Here is a 15,909-nt window from a genome sequence, read left to right on the forward strand (position 1 = left end):
CGCGGGCCGGGTCACAGGCCGATCCGCGGGCGCATCCAGTCGGGGACGCGATCGGCCACGCGCGGGAAGTACCGGAAGTCCACGCGGTAGGGCGCGTCGCCGACCCGCCGGCCGAAGGCGGGTTCGCCCTCGTGGTCGTAGGCGACCTCCCGGACGCCGTCGCGGTGGAAGGCGATCTCGACCCGGTACCACGCACCGGTCCCGCGCTCGTAGGTCCCCGAGCGCAGGGCGGACAGCAGCTGCCTCGCCTTCGCGGGGGCGGTCACGCGTTCCTCCGTCCCGTCGGGGCGCACGGCGCGCAGAAGGACACCGGACACCTCCAACAGCATCTCGCCCGTGAGACGGAGGCTCGACCAAGGGCCGGTGACGGTCTCGGTGAGCACTCCGAGGAGCCGGTCCAGGTGCGCCTCGGCCTCCTCCGGAGTGAAGCGCCTCCAGGGGTAGCTCGGAGCGGGACCGCCGGGTTCGGCCGTGCCCGGTGGGAGCGACGACGCGGCGGCCCGCCGACGCCTGTCGTCGGCCCAGGAGGGCAGCCACGCCCGGTCGCGTTCCCGCAGCCACAGGGTGAAGGAGTAGCCCGCGGTGATCAGGTCGGGGCCGCTGGTGTGCTCGGTGAACCACTCCGGCCAGTGGTCGTAGGCGCGTTGCACGGTGTGGCCGTCCTCGGTGACCTCCAAGCGCAGGAACAGCCATCCCCCGTGGACGGGATCGGTCTCCGCCTCGTGCAGGGCCCGCCACAGGGCGTCCTCCCGTGACAGCTCCCGCTCCCGGGGCACCACGAACCACGCGGCCCGGACCGCGTCGTGGACGAGCACGGCGCGCCCGTTCCCGTCGAGCCGGTGGGCGCGCGCCCAGTCGACCAGTGCCCGCAGCTCCGGTCCCGGGGCGGGCTCGGGGCGCCCGGGGATCTCCGTCTCGTGCCGCATGAGGTCGCCGAGCAGGCCGACGCCGTGGGACGCGAAGTCGGGGCGCACCGGCTTCACCGTGCCCTGGGCCATGGCCGGTCGGACGGTGCCCGACATCAGGCCCAGCTCCCGAGCGGCCCGCTCCGCCTCGTCCGGGTCGGTGTCCACGCCCTCGCCCAGCGCCCCCAGGACCGAGTCGAGCGTGGCGCGGGTCCACTCCCCCGCCGCGGCGGTGCGCAGCAGCCCGGGAAGGCGGTCGCGCAGAACGGCCTCGGCGGCCCCACCGGTCCCGCGGTGGTCGGCGCCGCGTTCCAGAGCACCGGTGAGCCATACGCGAAAGCCGTCCTCGGTGAGCAGCGGGGGCAGCATCCAGCCGATGCCGTCACTGGTCAGGTACTCGGGATAGGGCGTACGCGCCCACCTCGTGCCGTCCCACCAGTAGACGAAGCCGATGGGTCCGCGCGCCTCCAGGTCCAGCGCCCACTCCCACGGCAGCCACGCGGGGGCGTCGGCGAACACGTCGACGGCCGGGTCCTCGATGTGCTCGTCGCACTCGTGGTCGAAACCGATGAGGAGCCCCTTGCCGCCCTCCAGGCACAGCAGGCGCCAGGAGTTGCCGCCGCCGTCGTCGAAGAGGATCCGCCCGTCCTCCGGTGCGTGCAGGGCGTACTTTCCGGTGCCGGCCTCCAGGGCGGCCGCGACGGCGGCGCGGGTCCACAGGGTGTCCAGCGGGGGCAGGTCCTCGATGGTGACGGAACTGTCGAACTTCACGGTCGCTGCCTTCGGGTCGGGGCGGGGCCAGGGGCACGGGCGCGGGCACGGTCGCAGGCGAAGGTACACGCGGGGACCGACGGACCCGCGCCCCGGCCCGGGCCGGCCCGCTCAGCCGCCGCCGGGACCGTAGGCGGCCAGGAACACGCGCACGCCCTCGGTGGCGTGGCGGCGCAGCTCCGCCTCGCCCGGGATGGCGTCGTCGCCCAGCAGCATGGCGTCGTTGACCGGCGCGGACATCACGAGCCAGTTGAAGTGGGCGGCGGCCGTGTCCGGGTCGGCCGCGCTGAGCAGGCCCCGCTCCGACAGGCGGGCGAAGAGCGCGGCCATCGCGGCCATCGCGCGCCGCGGTCCCCCGTCGTACAGGGCCCGGGCCAGGTCCGGGAACCGGCTCACCTCGCCGATCACCAGCCGCCGCAGCCGCATGAGGTCGGGGGTGAGGACGACCGTGAGCTGGCGCAGGGCGTACTCGCGCAGGAAGGGGGCCAGGTCCTCGGGCCGCTCGGGTTCGGCGATCCGCTGGTGCACGGCGTCGCCCGCCTCGGCGGTCATGGTCTGCACGATCTCGACGAAGAGCGCCTCCTTGCTCCCGAAGTGCTTGTAGACGGTCTGCTTGGAGGCCCCGGACAGCGCGGCGATCTCGTCCATGTTGGTGCCGAGGTAGCCGCGGTCGAGGAAGACCCCCTGCGCCGCCATCAGGATCGCCCGGCGCTTGCGCGCCGAACGCGTCGTTCCCGCGGCGTGGTCCGGCAGGTTCACTCTCACTCCCTCGGCGTGGCTGCGGTTCGGGCACGAGGGCCCGGATGCTTGACCCAGTAGTACTGGACGGTCTAGTTTGACACACAGAACAGTACTGGACGGTCCAGTTCCATTCCAGGACGTCCGCCACGAGCCGAGGAGCCCGCCATGCGCGTCAAGTTCGCCGAACTGCCCGTCTTCGACCAGGACCGGGCCATCGCCTTCTACACCCGCGCCCTCGGCTGCACCGTCGCCGCCGACGCCCCCATGGGCGAGGACGGATGGCGGTGGGTCGAGCTCGCCTTCCCCGGCGCCGAGTCCCACCTGCACTTCCTGGCGCGCGAGAACGAAGAGCCCTCCGCCGACCCCGTCCTGGTACTGGTCGACGACGACGTCCAGGGCACGGTCGAGAAGCTGCGCGAGCAGAACGTGGAGATCGTGAGCGAGCCCCAGCAGGCGCCGTGGGAACCCGGCACCACCTTCGCCGAGTTCCGCGACAGCGAGGGCAACCGCATGGTGGTCACCGACCGCTGACACACCGGCCGGGGCGCGGCACACCCCTGGTCCGGGGCGCTCGGGAACGCGTCTAACGTGTGGGGAGAACGCACGAACACGAGGAGGCCCGCCGTGCCGGAGGCGCACCACATGCGGATCGGCGAGGTCGCCGAGCGCACGGGACTCTCCCTGCGCACCATCCGCTACTACGGCGAGGTCGCCCTGGTGGAGCCCTCCGCGCGCTCTCGCGGCGGGTTCCGTCTGTACACGGAGTCGGACGTGGACCGCCTGCAGCTCATCAAGCGGATGAAGCCGCTCGGGTTCAGCCTGGAGCAGACCCGCGAGCTGCTGGAGAGCATCGACCGGCTGGGCTCGGCCACCACCGGTGAGGACGAGCGCGCCGCGCTGAGCGAGCGGTTGGACGCCGTCGAGGCCGACCTCGCCGAGCGCTGCTCGGCCCTGCGCCGCCAGCTGGAGATGGCCGAGGAGTTCGCCGAGCGGCTGCGCCGCAAGCGCGCCCACCACGCCGACGACTGAGGGCGACCGGCCGGGCGTCCGCCTGGAGGAGGGGCGGATACCCGGCCGGCGTTCAGGGGTGACGCGCCTGGGCCGAACGCGGCTCAGCCGAAGTCGACGTCACTGCACAGGTAGTAGCTCTGGTCCAGGTGGGAGGCCTGCCAGATCGTGAACACGACGTGGTGCCCGGTCCGGCCCGTCGTGCTGACGTCCACGAGGATGTCGTTGGCCGGGGCGTAGGACCCCGTCACCTCGACCAGTTCGAGGTCGTCCCAGCTGAGCTCCTGAGTGGCGGGGTCGAACCCCTCCTCGGTGACGTAGATCTGGAAGTAGTCCGCGCCGTGGCTGGCCTGGTCGTACAGGTGGACCGTGAAGTCGTCGTCCACGGGCGTGGTCTTCCACTCGCCCACGGCGTCCAGCGAGTCGTAGCGCCCGCCCTCGGTGTTGCCGCCGCTGCACAGCGTGCCGTCGGGGATGGCGCCCCGGTGGTCGCCGGCGACGTTCTCACGGAAGAGGCCGTTCCAGTTCCACATGGCGTTGGGGTTGTCCTGCCACGCCTGCCAGCACATGGGGTCTTCCTGTGCCATGTCCGGGTTCTGGTGGTCGGCACCCCAGCGGTCCCAGCAGCCGTAGTTGCGGCTGGCCGGGTCGACGATCGAGCCGTGCGCCGAAGCGGGCGCGGCCAGGGCGGTCAGTCCGAGCAGGGGCACCGAGGCCAGGACGAGCGCGCGGGTCGCCCAGCGGGGGTGTCCTGCCGTGTCGTTCTTGGTGTGCATCACGTTCTCCAAACGTCTCGGCTTGTAGCAGCCGAGCCGATTGGGAGCGCTCCCGCAGCGGTAGTTACCCGCGTCACATCCACTCAAACCAACAGTGAGAATTCCCTTCGCCACTCGCTCTTCTCGCTGGCCTCGGGCGCCCTGGTCGACCGCCGGCCGCGCCGCTCGATGTTCCTGGCCGCCCACACCGCGCGCGGCGCGGTCCCTCGCCCTGCACACGATCGCCGTGGCCACGGGCGACGTCCGACGTGCGCGACGTGCGACGTGCGACGTGCGACGTGCGACTGTGGGCGGCCTAGCTGGCCGAGTTCGCCCTGGGCGCCGGGGAGACCCTGGGCGCGCTGATGTTCGCGGCGGAGTGGACCCCGCCGTTCGGCTTCGACGCCCTCGCCTTCCTGTTGTCGGCGGCGGTGATCGCCCGCATGACCCCGCTGGAGGCCCCGCGCCCCGGGAACGGCCGGCCCGAACGGCTGCGCACGGAGAGCGCCCGCGGCCTGGGCTTCGTGTGGTCGACGCCCTCGCTGCGGACCCCGTGCGGCCGCATCCTGGTCACGAACCCGACCGGGGTGGGGGCGCTCTCGGTCTGGGTCGTCTACGCGCAGCGGCACCTGGGCCTGTCCACCTCGGGTTCGGCCTGTTCGTCGCCGCTGGCGCCATTCTGGGTCGCCGCCGGCGCGGTGGCACTCCTGGTGCCCATCGCCTGGCGTTCGATCGGCTTTGTCGAAAACGCCCAATTCCTCCGTTGACCTGGGAGTAAAGTGCGCGGGAGCGGCGGCGCGAGAGACACGGCCGGACACGAGTTCGTGATTTAGTATTTACACTCAACAAATCGGGAGCTACTGTTCTGTCAGCGCTTCGGGCCGCCGCACCCCACACGCCCGGCCCGACTGACACTGCGGTGTCCACTGCCCCCATACTCCCTATGCCCCCCGCTGACCGCCGCTTGGGAGCGCTCCCACCTCCCAATTCCTTTCCGGTCCGCTTCCACGCGGGCATTCCTTGCCATTCACCATTCAGCACCACCCAGTTCCCATCGTCGAGACAACTGAATAAGCCACTCTGACCACTCCTCCTGCCCCCCTTCAACAGGAAGTAGAAGAGATGAGCACCAACCCGCGCGCCGCGGACACCCGTGCGCGGACACGGCGCGGCCTCGCCGCCGCGTCCGCCCTTGTCCTCGGCACCACCCTGGCCGTCGCCATCCCCTCCGCGGCCGGCGCCGCCACCGGGTGTGAGGTCGACTACCAGGTCAATGACTGGGGTTCCGGTTTCACCGCCTCCGTAGAGATCAACAACCTCGGCGACGCCGTCGACGGCTGGACCCTGGGCTGGGAGTACTCCGGCAACCAGCAGATCAGCAACATCTGGAACGCCGGCCACACACAGACCGGCCAGACCGTGGAGGTCACCGACGGCGGGCACAACGCCTCGATCGCCACGGACGGCACCGTCTCCTTCGGCTTCAACGCCTCCTACTCCGGCACCAACGCCGCCCCCACGGAGTTCACCCTCAACGGCGTCGTGTGCGAGGGCTCGGTCGACCCCGGGCCGGACCCCGATCCCGACCCGGACCCGGACCCGGATCCCGAGCCCGGTGAGCGCGTCGACAATCCCTACGTGGGCGCCGACGTCTACGTGAACCCGATCTGGGCGGAGAACGCCCGCTCCGAGCCCGGCGGCGCGGCCATCGCCGATGAGCCCACCGGCGTGTGGATGGACCGCATCGGCGCCATCGAGGGCAACGACAGCCCCACCACCGGCAACATGGGACTGCGCGACCACCTCGACGAGGCCGTGGAGCAGGCCGACGGCGACCCCCTCGTGTTCCAGGTCGTCATCTACAACCTGCCCGGCCGCGACTGCGCCGCGCTGGCCTCCAACGGCGAGCTCGCACCGGACGAGATCGACCGGTACAAGGACGAGTACATCGACCCGATCGCGGAGATCATCGACGACCCGGCCTACGCCGACCTGCGCATCGTCACCACGATCGAGATCGACTCTCTGCCCAACCTGGTCACCAACGTCTCCCCGCGCGAGACCGCCACCCCCGAGTGCGACGTGATGCTGGCCAACGGCAACTACGTGGAGGGCGTGGGCTACGCCCTGAACACGCTCGGCGCGATCGACAACGTCTACAACTACATCGACGCCGGCCACCACGGCTGGATCGGCTGGGAGGACAACCTCTCCGCCTCCGCCGAGGTCTTCGCCGAGGCCGCCAACGCCGCCGGGGCCACCCCCGACGACGTGCACGGCTTCATCGCCAACACCGCCAACTACTCCGCGCTGAAGGAGGAGAACTTCGCCATCGGCGAGACCATCGCCGGCACCCCCGTGCGACAGTCCGACTGGGTCAGCTGGAACCAGTACGTCGATGAACTGACCTTCGCCCAGGCCCTGCGCGACATGATGGTCTCCGACCACGGCTTCGACCCGAACCTGGGCATGCTCATCGACACCTCCCGCAACGGCTGGGGCGGCCCCGACCGGCCCACCGGCCCCGGTCCGGAGACCGACGTGAACGCCTACGTGGACGGCGGCCGCTACGACCGCCGGTTCAACACCGGGAACTGGTGCAACCAGGCCGGTGCCGGACTGGGCGAGCGGCCCACCACCGCGCCCGAGCCCGGGATCGACGCCTACGTGTGGATGAAGCCCCCGGGCGAGTCCGACGGCTCCAGCGAAGAGATCCCCAACGACGAGGGCAAGGGTTTCGACCGCATGTGCGACCCCACCTATGAGGGCAACCCGCGCAACAACGACAACATGAGCGGCGCCCTGCCGGACGCCCCCGTGGCCGGCCACTGGTTCTCCGCACAGTTCCAGGAGCTGCTCGCCAACGCCCACCCGCCCATCCAGTGACCACCTGACCGATGACGCACTCCCGGTGGCCGCACCGGGACAGGGCGCCCGTCCACCTCGTGTGGGCGGGCGCCCGCCCGTGTGCCCGTCGGCTCCGGCCATGACCGACCGATGGGCCGCCCCCGAGGGCCCGCCCGCACCGGACGGGGAGTATGACTGGTGTCCCCGGCCCTACCGGCCGGTACAGCGCCCTCGATCCGCCAGGAGAGCCCCATGGACCAGACCCCCAGGACCGTGCTCGTCACGGGCGCGTCGTCGGGCATCGGCGCCGCGACCGCCGCCGCCCTCGTGCGCCGCGGCCACCGCGTGTACGGCACCAGCCGCTCCCCCGAGGCGGTCGCCGCCCCCGTCCCCGGCGTGGAGTACCTGGCCCTGGACCTGACCGACGAGGCCTCGATCGTGGCGTGCGCGCAGGCCGCGGGCGCGGTGGACGTCCTGGTCAACAACGCCGGGGAGAGCCAGAGCGGCCCCCTGGAGGAGCTGCCGCCGGAGGCCCTCGAACGCCTGTTCCGGACCAACGTGTTCGGCGCGGTGCGCCTGACCCAGCTCCTCCTGCCGGGCATGCGCGCCCGCCGGTACGGGCGCGTGGTCATGATCGGGTCCATGCTGGCCAGCTTCCCGCTCGCCTACCGGTCCTCCTACGTGGCCTCCAAGGCCGCACTGAAGGGGTTCGCCGACGCCCTGCGCCGCGAGGTCTCCCCCTACGGCGTGGGCGTGACGACCGTGGAACCCGGGTCGATCAACACCGGCATCAGCGAGCGCCGCACCCAGTACATCGGCCCGGACTCTCCGTTCGCCGCCGAGTACCGCACCATGCTCGCCGCGCTCAACGCCAACGAGGCCCGGGGCGTGCCCGCCGAGAGCGTGGCCGCCACCATCGTGCGCGCGATCGAGGCCGACCCGCCCCGGCCGCTGTACGCGGTGGGCAGCAACGCCCCCGTGGTGTTCGCGCTGCGCCGCCTGTTCCCGCGGTCACTCATCCTGCGCATGGTCGCCCGCAAGCACGGGCTCTAGATCGTTGATGGGAAAATGTGTCCTGGTCAGTGGTCGTAAGCCACCAGCGACCGCTTGATGGGGGCTCCGATCTGCCAGTTGTGCCAGATCGCGGCGTTCAGAGCCAGGATCCTCTGACACACCCGAGCCCAGAGCCCTTCGGTGGTGCGGGCGTTGTGGCGCTCCAACCCCAGCTGGTTCTTCAGCGTCCAGATGATGGCTTCGATGCGCTGGCGCAGCCAGCCCGGGAACACCCGGGCCCTGTCCTTGGGCTCGTCCTTGCGCCGGGGCCGGATGAGCACGTGCCCCAGATCGGTGGCGGCCTGCTCGATTCCGGCCCCGGCGAAGCCCTTGTCGCACACGATCGGGCACGGCCCCGGGGCGCACTCCTGGGCGTGGAGCAGGTGCAGCGCTTGTTTGCGCTCGTCCAGCTCTTTGGGGTGGGCCAGGGAGAAGGCCGTCACGGTGCCCTCGGCGGTGGTGACGAGCACGAGCTTGGACCCCCAGTAGAACCGGTGGTGGGAGGCATCACGCCCGTAGCCGCACATTTCGCCCAGACCGGAGCGTTCCACGGTGGTGCGCGAGGCCCCGCACGGCACGGGGGTGCCGTCCATCAGCCGCAGGTTGTCGTGCCAGGTCGGGGTGTGGCGGGCCAGCCATCCGATGGCGGTGAGCATGTGCGGGGCCAGGCGGGCCAGGTGCCGGTTGTACTCGGACTGGCCGGGCAGGCGGGGGAAGAGGTGGCCGATCCGGGCCGGGGCCACCCGTAGCCAGCGGCGTTCGTCGTCGCAGCGCAGCAGGACCTGGGCCACGGCCACACAGATCAGCTCCGCGTCGGTGAGCAGGCGCGGCCGGCCTGGTCCGCGGGCTTGCTTGGCAGAAGGGATCACGTCGTCGTCCAGGTGGACGTAGAGTGCTGTCAGAAGGGCGTCAAGGTCAGTCTTCACACACCGATCTTCGACGCCCTTCGCTGTGTCCGCAGGGGTTTCAGGAATTTCCCATCAACGATCTAGGGGCCACCGCGCACCGGAGGCCGGCTCCGGGCCCCGCCCCGCATCGGCCGCCCGGCAGCGTCCGCCTCGCCGGGGCCGGGTTCCCCGGCCCTGTCGGTGCGTCCGGGCAGGATATGGGTGGGACGCACACCGACTGGGGGAACCCGTGAAGCAACAGGCCCACTTCATCACGCTCGCCACCGCCGACCTGGGCGCCGCCCGGGCCTTCTACCGGGACGGGCTCGGGTGGGACCCCCTCCTCGACGTCCCAGGGGAGATCATCTTCTTCCAGATCGCCCCCGGCCTGCTGCTGGGCCTGTTCGACGCGGAGAAGTTCGACCGCGACCTGGGCGGGCACGCCGGGGTCACCGGCACGACCGGGGCCTTCGGGGTGACGCTCGCGCACAACGTCGAGGACCGCGCACAGGTGGGTGAGACCGTGCGCGCGATGGTCGACGCCGGCGCGAGCGTGCTCAAGCAACCGCAGGAGGGCGAGTTCGGCGGGGTCTTCCACGCCCACGTCAAGGACCCCAACGGGGTCGTGTGGGAGATCGCCCACAACCCCGGCTGGCGCATCGACGAGGACGGAAACGTCGTCCTCGGCTGAGACCCGCGGGATCCGGAGGAGCCTCGGTCACACGTCCGTCGGCGGATCGTAGGGGACCTCCTCGTCGAGCAGGCGCGTCCACTCCGGCCGCCACCGCGGCGAGCGGGCGGCCATCTCCTCCCGCAGGTCGGGCAGCCGCGGCGGGGTCATCCGGTCCGGAAACCAGCCCGACCGCCGGCCCCACGCGGGCCAGTGGTCGTAGGCACGCTCGACCGTGACGCCGCCGGTGGCGGTGGCACGGGCCCGCAGGAAGTACCACGCGCCGTGTTCGGGGTGCGTCTCCGCCCGGCGCAGCCGCAACGGCAGCAGACCGTCCTCCCACGGCACCTCCAGGGCCTCCCCCGAGGCATCCACCAGCTCCGGGAAGCTCACGGCCCCCCGCTCGCAGGCCACCGTGAAGGTCAGCTCCCCACCGCGCTCGGCGGCCAGTGAGCCCAGGCCCTCACGCAGGACGCGCAACTCCTCGCTCTCCGGCGGGGCCGGGCGTTCGGCCTCGGTCGCCGCCCGCATGGCGCGCGCGACCAGCGCGTCCCAGTCCTGCCTCGTGAGCACGCGGCGCCGCCGGGGCTCGGCGGACGGCGTCCCCGCCGTCATGGGATCGTCCCGCCGGGTGAACCAGTCAGCGCCCAAGAGCTCCCGCGCCGCGTCGAGGTCCACGCGGTCGGAGCCGTACAGGTCCCGGAACAGCTCCCAGGCGCGGTCGCCGTCACCGCCCTCGGCGACGTGCCGCATCAGCTCGTCCGCCACGGCACGATGGGCCTCGTCGTCGGGGAAGTGAACGGACAGGAAGCCGAGCAGGCCCTCGGGGGTACCGGATCGGGCCACGGTGCACAGGCCGTCGTCCCCGATGCCGTCCGGGTAGTCCGTGCGCCCCCAGGCGGCGCCGTCCCACCAGTAGAGGAAGGACACCCCCATCTGCTCGCGCAGGTACCGGGCCATGAGCGTGTCCAGCCACTCCCACGGCAGCCAGTCCGGGCCGCCGGCGAGCAGGTCCAGCCCTTCGTCGATCGTGTCCTGGCCCAGCGGCTCCCAACCGGTCAGGACGGCCCGGCCGCCCTCCACCCAGGTCAGCCGCCACCAGCAGCCCGACCCGTTGTTGAAGTGCGTACCGTGCGGGCCGAGCGTGAACCCGCCGCGGGCGTAGGTGGTCCCCACCGGGTCGTAGGCGAAGGTCTCCTCCGGGCGTGCTTCGATCAGGCGGTAGGCGCCGAGCTCGATCCTGCTCTGGGCCCAGAGCATCTCGGGCGGCGGCAGGTCCTCCGGGCGGCCGGGCTGGTGGAAGGACGTGGGGCTCATGGCTAGGCACGCTCCGGTCTCTCAGGGGTGCCCGCACGGGGCGGGATGTTCCGTCAGACGCTCCCCACGAGGCGTTCAGTTCCCCACCCGCCCCACCGATTCATCGCCACACCGGATCACTGGAGGCCGACGACCTCCCGGGCGCCGGGCCTGGCCACGACCACGGCCCCCGGCGCCGCGTGCAGCGATCTCAGTCCATGCGCCTCCAGCAGGGGCCCGAAGCGGTCGCCGTCCCGTCCCAGGGAGAACTCCAGCCGCACCGACCGCTCGTCCCCCGCCGCGTCCCACGCCTGCGCCAGCACCAGGACGGGCTCCTGCTCGGGCGGGAGGTCTCCCGTGGGATGCAGGCTGCGCAGGACGAGGAGCTGATCGTCCAGGGCCAGCTTGCCGACCCTGAGCGCGGGGACGTCGTCGACCGAGGCCACGCGCTCCCGCCCCTCGAACGTGTGCCAGGTGTAGCGGTCGACGTGCCCGTCCTCGCCGCTGGTCACGAACCCCTCGGAGGTAAGCGTGCCACCGCCGTCCCAGGTCATCATGTCCCGCAGGTCGGCCAGGTCCCGGCCGACGACCTCGCCGCCGGGCCGCACGAACAGGTTCTCGCGCGCTTCCTCCCCACCGGTCTCCCATTCCACCGCGTACACGCCGCCGTCGTCGGAGGGGTGGGCACGCACCCAGTACGGAAGGGCGGTCACCCGCTCCTCGTGCCGCCACAGCTCCGCCCCGCCGGCCGGGTCGAGACCGATCAGCACGACGTCGTGGGCGAGCGGTTCCCCGTCGGGTTCGCCGGCCTCCTCGACGGACAGCCCGCACTGGGCCAGCGCCACCACCTCGTCGCGCAGGACACCGTAGGGGGTCCACCCGTTCAGCACACAGCCCTCGGGCGGATCGAACCGCCAGGCCCGCTCCCCCGAGTCCAGGTCGAAGGCGGTGAAGGACGTCCCCTCCCCGCCCCGGCCCTCCCCCTCCACGAGGAAGGCGCCGGCCGTCACCGCGAAGGTCTCGGGCAGGGTGGGGACCGTGTCGCCGAAGTCGACGTCCGGGCTCCGGGTCACCGAACGGACCCGGCCCGTGTCCGCGTCGAGGGCCACCAGCCGCAGCGCCGACCCGCCGGTGTGGTCTCTGGCGCTGAACGACACCACGAGCGCGCCGCCGCCCGGTGCCGCCGCGATGTCGGTGGCGCGCGCGTCCGCGCGCCGGTACCGCCAGCGCTCCAGGCCGGTCCGGGTGTCCAGCAGGGTGACGCCCTGCGTGTGCAGGACCGCGGCGCCGCCACCGGCCACGACCGTGTCCACCACGTCCTGCCCCTCGGGCACGTCCCACCGCCAACCGACCCCGCTCACGGCGCTCGGCGTCGTGGCCACGTCCTCCGACGCGAGCGCGGACGCGGCGGTGGCGTCCACCGGTCGCAGTTCGACCGCCGCGAAGACGAGGGCGGCCAGCCCCGCGCCGAGCGCCAGACCGGAGGCTCCGGCGACGGGGACGGCCCATCGGCGGCGCACGGAGCGGGCCGGCACCAGGGCGGGGAGTGCCAGCGCGGCCGCGACCAGGGCCGGGCCCAGGGCCAGCCCCCAGGCGGTGAAGTCCACGAAACCCTTGGTCGTCTCCCCGCGCACACCCAGCACGACCGTCCACGCGGGCACGCAGAGCAGGACCACCAGGACGGCCACGACGCCGAGGACCAGGCGCGGAGCCACGGTGGTCTCGGTCCGCCCGGTCCACCGAAGCCGGTACACGAGCCCGCCGAGGGCGACGACGGCGAGCATCAGCAGGACGGCGTAGGCGGCCCAGGGGTGGCCGTCGCCGGACACGTGGGCCGTCGAGGCCGCCCAGATCAGAAGGGCCGATCCGCAGACCGCCAGACCGCCGGCGAACCAGGAACTCACGGGGGTGGACATTCAGGAAAGGTAGAAGGAGTGCGTGAGCGCGTCAAAACCGGCGCGCGGAGCCGCCGGACCGGTGGCGGGCGCCGGTCGTCGCCGGCGGGGTGGCGGACGCGGACTCGCGACCCCCTCGCCCTTAAAGTTGAACGATGGTACAACTAGTACGTTAGTTCAACTAGATAGGAGAGTGGGATGATGGCGCGACCGTCCGCACGTGCCGGGTGGCGGGAGTGGGCCGGCTTCACGGTGTTGGCGCTGCCGACCGTGCTGCTGGGGCTCGACGTCACGGCGCTGTACCTCGTCGCCCCGAGCCTGGCCGCGGACCTGCGTCCGACCTCGGCGGAGACGTTGTGGATCATGGACGCCTACGGATTCCTCATCGCGGGCTTCCTGATCACCATGGGCACGCTGGGCGACCGGATCGGGCGCCGGCGCCTGCTGATGGTCGGCATGGCCGCGTTCGGCGCGGCCTCGGTGCTCGCGGCGTTCGCCCCCACCGCCCTCTGGCTGATCCTGGCCCGCGCCCTGCTGGGAGTCGCCGGGGCCACGCTCATGCCGTCCACGCTGTCCCTGATCAGCACCATGTTCACCGACCCCCGGCAGCGGGCGACGGCGATCGGGGCGTGGGCCACGATGTTCGCGCTCGGCATGGCGGCCGGCCCCGTCGTGGGCGGCGCACTGACCGCCTGGGCCTGGTGGGGCGCGGTCTTCCTCGTCGCGGTACCCGTCAGCGTGGTCGTGCTGGCCGCCGCCCCCGCGCTGCTCCCGGAGTTTCGGACCCGCGCCGGCCGGCTCGACCTGTGGAGCGTCGTCCTGTCCCTGGCGGCCGTGCTGGCGACCGTCTACGCGATCAAGCATGTCGCCGCGCACGGCGTCGACGTCCAGGCACTGGCCGCCGTCCTCGTCGGCGGCGGCTCGGCGGTCGCGTTCGTCCGCCGCCAACTGCGCCTGGAGGAGCCGCTGCTGGACATGAGGCTCTTCGCCAACGGGGCCTTCTCCGCCGCCCTGGCCGTGCTGTTGGTCGGCCTGGTCGGATTCGGCGGCATGATGTTCCTGGTCACGCAACACCTGCAGCTGGTCGGGGGCCTCTCCCCCACGGCGGCCGGCCTGTGGATGGGGCCACCGGCACTGGCCATGCTGATCGGGGGCCTCGGTGCGCCCCTGGTCGCCGCGCGCGTCCCACCGGGGAACGTCATGGCCGCCGCCCTCGCGCTGTCCCTCGTCGGATACGCCCTGCTCGCCTTCGTCGGGACCGACGACAGGGTGAGCGTGGTGGCCGGATTCGCGTTCCTCTATCTCGGCCTCGGCGTCATCGCCGCGTTGGGGACCGACATCGTCGTGGGCGCGGCGCCCTCGGAGAGGTCAGGGTCGGCCGCCGCGCTGTCGGAGACCGTGCAGGAGCTCGGGATCGCCGCCGGGGTCGCGCTCCTGGGGAGCCTCACGACGGCGGTCTATCGGACGGCGGTCGAGGACTGGCCCGGACTCCCCCGGCCGGTGGCCCAGGCCTACGGCGACGGCCTCTCCGGCGCGGCCTCCGTGGCGGACCGGCTGCCGGCCGGGGCGCTCGCGCACGCCCAGGACGCGTTCACCGGCGGACTCAACACCGCCGCGATCATCGCGGGCCTCGCGATCGCCGGAGCGTCGGTCGTGTGCCTGCGGACGCTGCGCCACATCCGCCCGATCGGCGAGGCCGGTCCCGAGGCGGAGCCGATACCCTCGACGCGCGGGTGCGACGACGATCGGTGAGGGCGATGGCGGACGAGCAGGACACGGTCGATGGGCGCAGGCTGCGCGGTCAGCGCCGCCGGGCCCAGATCATCGAGGCGACGCTCACGATCGTCCGCCGCGAGGGGGCCGCCGGTGTGACCCACCGGACCGTGGCCAAGGAGGCGGGGATCACCACCAGCCTGACGCTCTACTACTTCGCCACCCTCGACGACCTGCTGGTCGCCGCCCTGACCAGCGTCACCGACACCTACACCCGCCGCATCCGGCAGCTCATCGACACCGAGGACGACCCCCTCGGCGGGCTGGCCCGGCTCATCGCCGAATCAGCCGGACCGGGTCGCGAGCGCGCACTGGCCGAGCGCGAGCTGTCGACCCTGGCGGCTCGCCGCCCCGCCCTGCGCCCGGCGGCGCGCGGCTGGCGCGACAACGTCGCCGAACTCGCCCGGACGCTGACGGACGACCCGGACGCCGTCGAAACCTGCGTCGCACTCTGCGACGGGCTGTGCGCGGCGATCCTCCTCGACGACCGCGACGCCGATCCGGTCCACATCCGGGCGGTCCTCGGCAAGGCGCTCCTGGGAACCGGCCGGTAGCCGACCGCCGTCCGCCACGCCCCGCCGGATGCGATGGGGCCGGTCGGGTGGGACGGCGGCCCGGCCCTGCTCTAGGTTGGGCGTGAGTCCGAAGACAACGGCGAGAGGTGTCACGTGAACAGCGTCGTCAAGTTCAACGTCCTGACCGTCCCCATGGGCGAGGGGGCCACCCTGGAGGAGCGTTTCGCCAAGCGCGCCGGGCTGGTGGAGAACCAGCCGGGGTTCGAGGAGTTCCAGCTGCTGCGTCCGGTCGAGGGGACCGAGAAGTACCTCGTCTACACCCGGTGGCGGTCCGAGGAGGACTTCCAGAACTGGGTCAACGGCCAGGCCTTCCGGGAGGGCCACGCGCAGGCCGCGAAGGACGCCGAGGCGGAGGGCCGCACGGGTCACGGACACGGCCACGGCGGTCCGGCCGCGACCGGCAGTGAGCTGTGGGGCTTCGAGGTCATCCAGCACGTCAAGGCCCAGTCCTAGGGCGTGCCCTTCGGCCTTCGGGTGCGCTCGCGGCCACCGGACCCGCTCTCGCGAGTCGGGTGCGGTCGGCCTGACCCCGCCCCGTCGAGCCCTTGTGGCGGCCCTGCGGTCGTGAGCCCGCCGGGCCGCCGGGCCGCCGGCTCCGAGCCCACCAGGCTACGAGGCCTCTGCCTGGTTGTTCCCCCCGAAGAGCACCTTGCGACCGCTTGGACCTTTACGTCGTAGATTTTCCCCGGGCCGAGTCACTCCGGCTTGCGGGCCTCGATGAGGAACCGCGTGT

15 protein-coding genes are annotated in these 15,909 nt (G+C 72.4%); 9 read left to right on the forward strand and 6 right to left on the reverse strand.

Going from position 1 to position 15,909, the window contains the following annotated elements; all coding sequences use genetic code 11:
- Positions 1 to 11: 11 nt before the first annotated feature.
- Entirely contained in the window at positions 12 to 1,676 is a 1,665-nt protein-coding gene (locus DFP74_RS03265) for a hypothetical protein (protein ID WP_121180336.1), read from the reverse strand.
- Positions 1,677 to 1,787: 111 nt separating this feature from the next.
- Positions 1,788 to 2,372 carry a TetR/AcrR family transcriptional regulator gene (locus tag DFP74_RS03270; RefSeq protein ID WP_121188004.1) on the reverse strand — a complete coding sequence of 195 codons (585 nt, stop codon included), beginning with the start codon at positions 2,370 to 2,372 and terminating at the stop codon, positions 1,788 to 1,790.
- 210 nt (positions 2,373 to 2,582) lie between these two features.
- Here DFP74_RS03270 and DFP74_RS03275 point away from each other — a divergent pair, with 210 nt between their 5' ends.
- Positions 2,583 to 2,948, forward strand: a complete 366-nt coding sequence (locus DFP74_RS03275) for a VOC family protein (RefSeq protein ID WP_121180337.1) — start codon at positions 2,583 to 2,585, stop codon at positions 2,946 to 2,948.
- A gap of 93 nt (positions 2,949 to 3,041) precedes the next feature.
- The gene (locus tag DFP74_RS03280) at positions 3,042 to 3,446 is read left to right on the forward strand and encodes a MerR family transcriptional regulator (protein ID WP_121180338.1); all 405 of its coding nucleotides are present in this window, start codon (positions 3,042 to 3,044) and stop codon (positions 3,444 to 3,446) included.
- An 83-nt stretch (positions 3,447 to 3,529) separates the two neighbouring features.
- Here the strand turns inward: DFP74_RS03280 and DFP74_RS03285 are convergent, their stop codons facing one another.
- Positions 3,530 to 4,201: a lytic polysaccharide monooxygenase gene (locus DFP74_RS03285; RefSeq protein ID WP_121180339.1), complete on the reverse strand. Its 672-nt coding sequence runs from the start codon at positions 4,199 to 4,201 to the stop codon at positions 3,530 to 3,532.
- Between the two features lie 344 nt (positions 4,202 to 4,545).
- Between DFP74_RS03285 and DFP74_RS03290 the strand changes: the two genes are divergently transcribed.
- From DFP74_RS03290 to DFP74_RS03300, 3 genes are all read left to right on the forward strand, one after another.
- Positions 4,546 to 4,947, forward strand: a complete 402-nt coding sequence (locus DFP74_RS03290) for a hypothetical protein (RefSeq protein WP_121180340.1) — start codon at positions 4,546 to 4,548, stop codon at positions 4,945 to 4,947.
- Between the two features lie 355 nt (positions 4,948 to 5,302).
- Positions 5,303 to 7,066 (forward strand): glycoside hydrolase family 6 protein, encoded by a 1,764-nt coding sequence (locus tag DFP74_RS03295; RefSeq protein ID WP_121180341.1) that lies wholly within the window; start codon positions 5,303 to 5,305, stop codon positions 7,064 to 7,066.
- A gap of 213 nt (positions 7,067 to 7,279) precedes the next feature.
- Positions 7,280 to 8,080: an SDR family oxidoreductase gene (locus DFP74_RS03300; RefSeq protein WP_121180342.1), complete on the forward strand. Its 801-nt coding sequence runs from the start codon at positions 7,280 to 7,282 to the stop codon at positions 8,078 to 8,080.
- A 26-nt stretch (positions 8,081 to 8,106) separates the two neighbouring features.
- Here DFP74_RS03300 and DFP74_RS03305 read toward each other — a convergent pair whose 3' ends face one another.
- Positions 8,107 to 9,006 carry a transposase gene (locus DFP74_RS03305; RefSeq protein WP_121180343.1) on the reverse strand — a complete coding sequence of 300 codons (900 nt, stop codon included), beginning with the start codon at positions 9,004 to 9,006 and terminating at the stop codon, positions 8,107 to 8,109.
- 211 nt (positions 9,007 to 9,217) lie between these two features.
- Here DFP74_RS03305 and DFP74_RS03310 point away from each other — a divergent pair, with 211 nt between their 5' ends.
- On the forward strand, positions 9,218 to 9,658 hold the full coding sequence (locus DFP74_RS03310; protein WP_121180344.1) for a VOC family protein: 441 nt from the start codon (positions 9,218 to 9,220) through the stop codon (positions 9,656 to 9,658).
- Positions 9,659 to 9,685: 27 nt separating this feature from the next.
- On the opposite strand, the gene DFP74_RS03315 is transcribed toward DFP74_RS03310, so the two are convergent.
- Positions 9,686 to 10,954 carry a hypothetical protein gene (locus DFP74_RS03315; protein WP_121180345.1) on the reverse strand — a complete coding sequence of 423 codons (1,269 nt, stop codon included), beginning with the start codon at positions 10,952 to 10,954 and terminating at the stop codon, positions 9,686 to 9,688.
- Between the two features lie 116 nt (positions 10,955 to 11,070).
- Positions 11,071 to 12,849, reverse strand: a complete 1,779-nt coding sequence (locus tag DFP74_RS03320) for a hypothetical protein (protein WP_121180346.1) — start codon at positions 12,847 to 12,849, stop codon at positions 11,071 to 11,073.
- Positions 12,850 to 13,026: 177 nt separating this feature from the next.
- Here DFP74_RS03320 and DFP74_RS03325 point away from each other — a divergent pair, with 177 nt between their 5' ends.
- The 3 genes from DFP74_RS03325 (at position 13,027) to DFP74_RS03335 (ending at position 15,629) form a co-directional block, all read left to right on the forward strand.
- Entirely contained in the window at positions 13,027 to 14,580 is a 1,554-nt protein-coding gene (locus DFP74_RS03325) for an MFS transporter (protein ID WP_370013334.1), read from the forward strand.
- Positions 14,581 to 14,585: 5 nt separating this feature from the next.
- Positions 14,586 to 15,155 (forward strand): TetR/AcrR family transcriptional regulator, encoded by a 570-nt coding sequence (locus tag DFP74_RS03330; protein WP_121180347.1) that lies wholly within the window; start codon positions 14,586 to 14,588, stop codon positions 15,153 to 15,155.
- A 114-nt stretch (positions 15,156 to 15,269) separates the two neighbouring features.
- Complete coding sequence (locus DFP74_RS03335) at positions 15,270 to 15,629, forward strand: antibiotic biosynthesis monooxygenase (RefSeq protein ID WP_121180348.1); 360 nt, start codon at positions 15,270 to 15,272, stop codon at positions 15,627 to 15,629.
- The last annotated feature ends 280 nt before the right edge of the window (positions 15,630 to 15,909 follow it).

Origin of the sequence: Nocardiopsis sp. Huas11, from assembly GCF_003634495.1 — a bacterium.
Classification (GTDB): Bacteria; Actinomycetota; Actinomycetes; order Streptosporangiales; family Streptosporangiaceae; genus Nocardiopsis.

Coding starts and splice junctions, on each gene's coding strand:
- DFP74_RS03270 (WP_121188004.1), bottom strand. CDS start 2,372: ATGGCGGCGCAGGGGGTCTTCCTCGACCGCGGCTACCTCGGCACCAAC.
- DFP74_RS03300 (WP_121180342.1), top strand. CDS start 7,280: ATGGACCAGACCCCCAGGACCGTGCTCGTCACGGGCGCGTCGTCGGGC.
- DFP74_RS03330 (WP_121180347.1), top strand. CDS start 14,586: ATGGCGGACGAGCAGGACACGGTCGATGGGCGCAGGCTGCGCGGTCAG.
- DFP74_RS03295 (WP_121180341.1), top strand. CDS start 5,303: ATGAGCACCAACCCGCGCGCCGCGGACACCCGTGCGCGGACACGGCGC.
- DFP74_RS03320 (WP_121180346.1), bottom strand. CDS start 12,849: ATGTCCACCCCCGTGAGTTCCTGGTTCGCCGGCGGTCTGGCGGTCTGC.
- DFP74_RS03325 (WP_370013334.1), top strand. CDS start 13,027: ATGATGGCGCGACCGTCCGCACGTGCCGGGTGGCGGGAGTGGGCCGGC.
- DFP74_RS03290 (WP_121180340.1), top strand. CDS start 4,546: ATGTTCGCGGCGGAGTGGACCCCGCCGTTCGGCTTCGACGCCCTCGCC.
- DFP74_RS03315 (WP_121180345.1), bottom strand. CDS start 10,954: ATGAGCCCCACGTCCTTCCACCAGCCCGGCCGCCCGGAGGACCTGCCG.
- DFP74_RS03285 (WP_121180339.1), bottom strand. CDS start 4,201: ATGCACACCAAGAACGACACGGCAGGACACCCCCGCTGGGCGACCCGC.
- DFP74_RS03275 (WP_121180337.1), top strand. CDS start 2,583: ATGCGCGTCAAGTTCGCCGAACTGCCCGTCTTCGACCAGGACCGGGCC.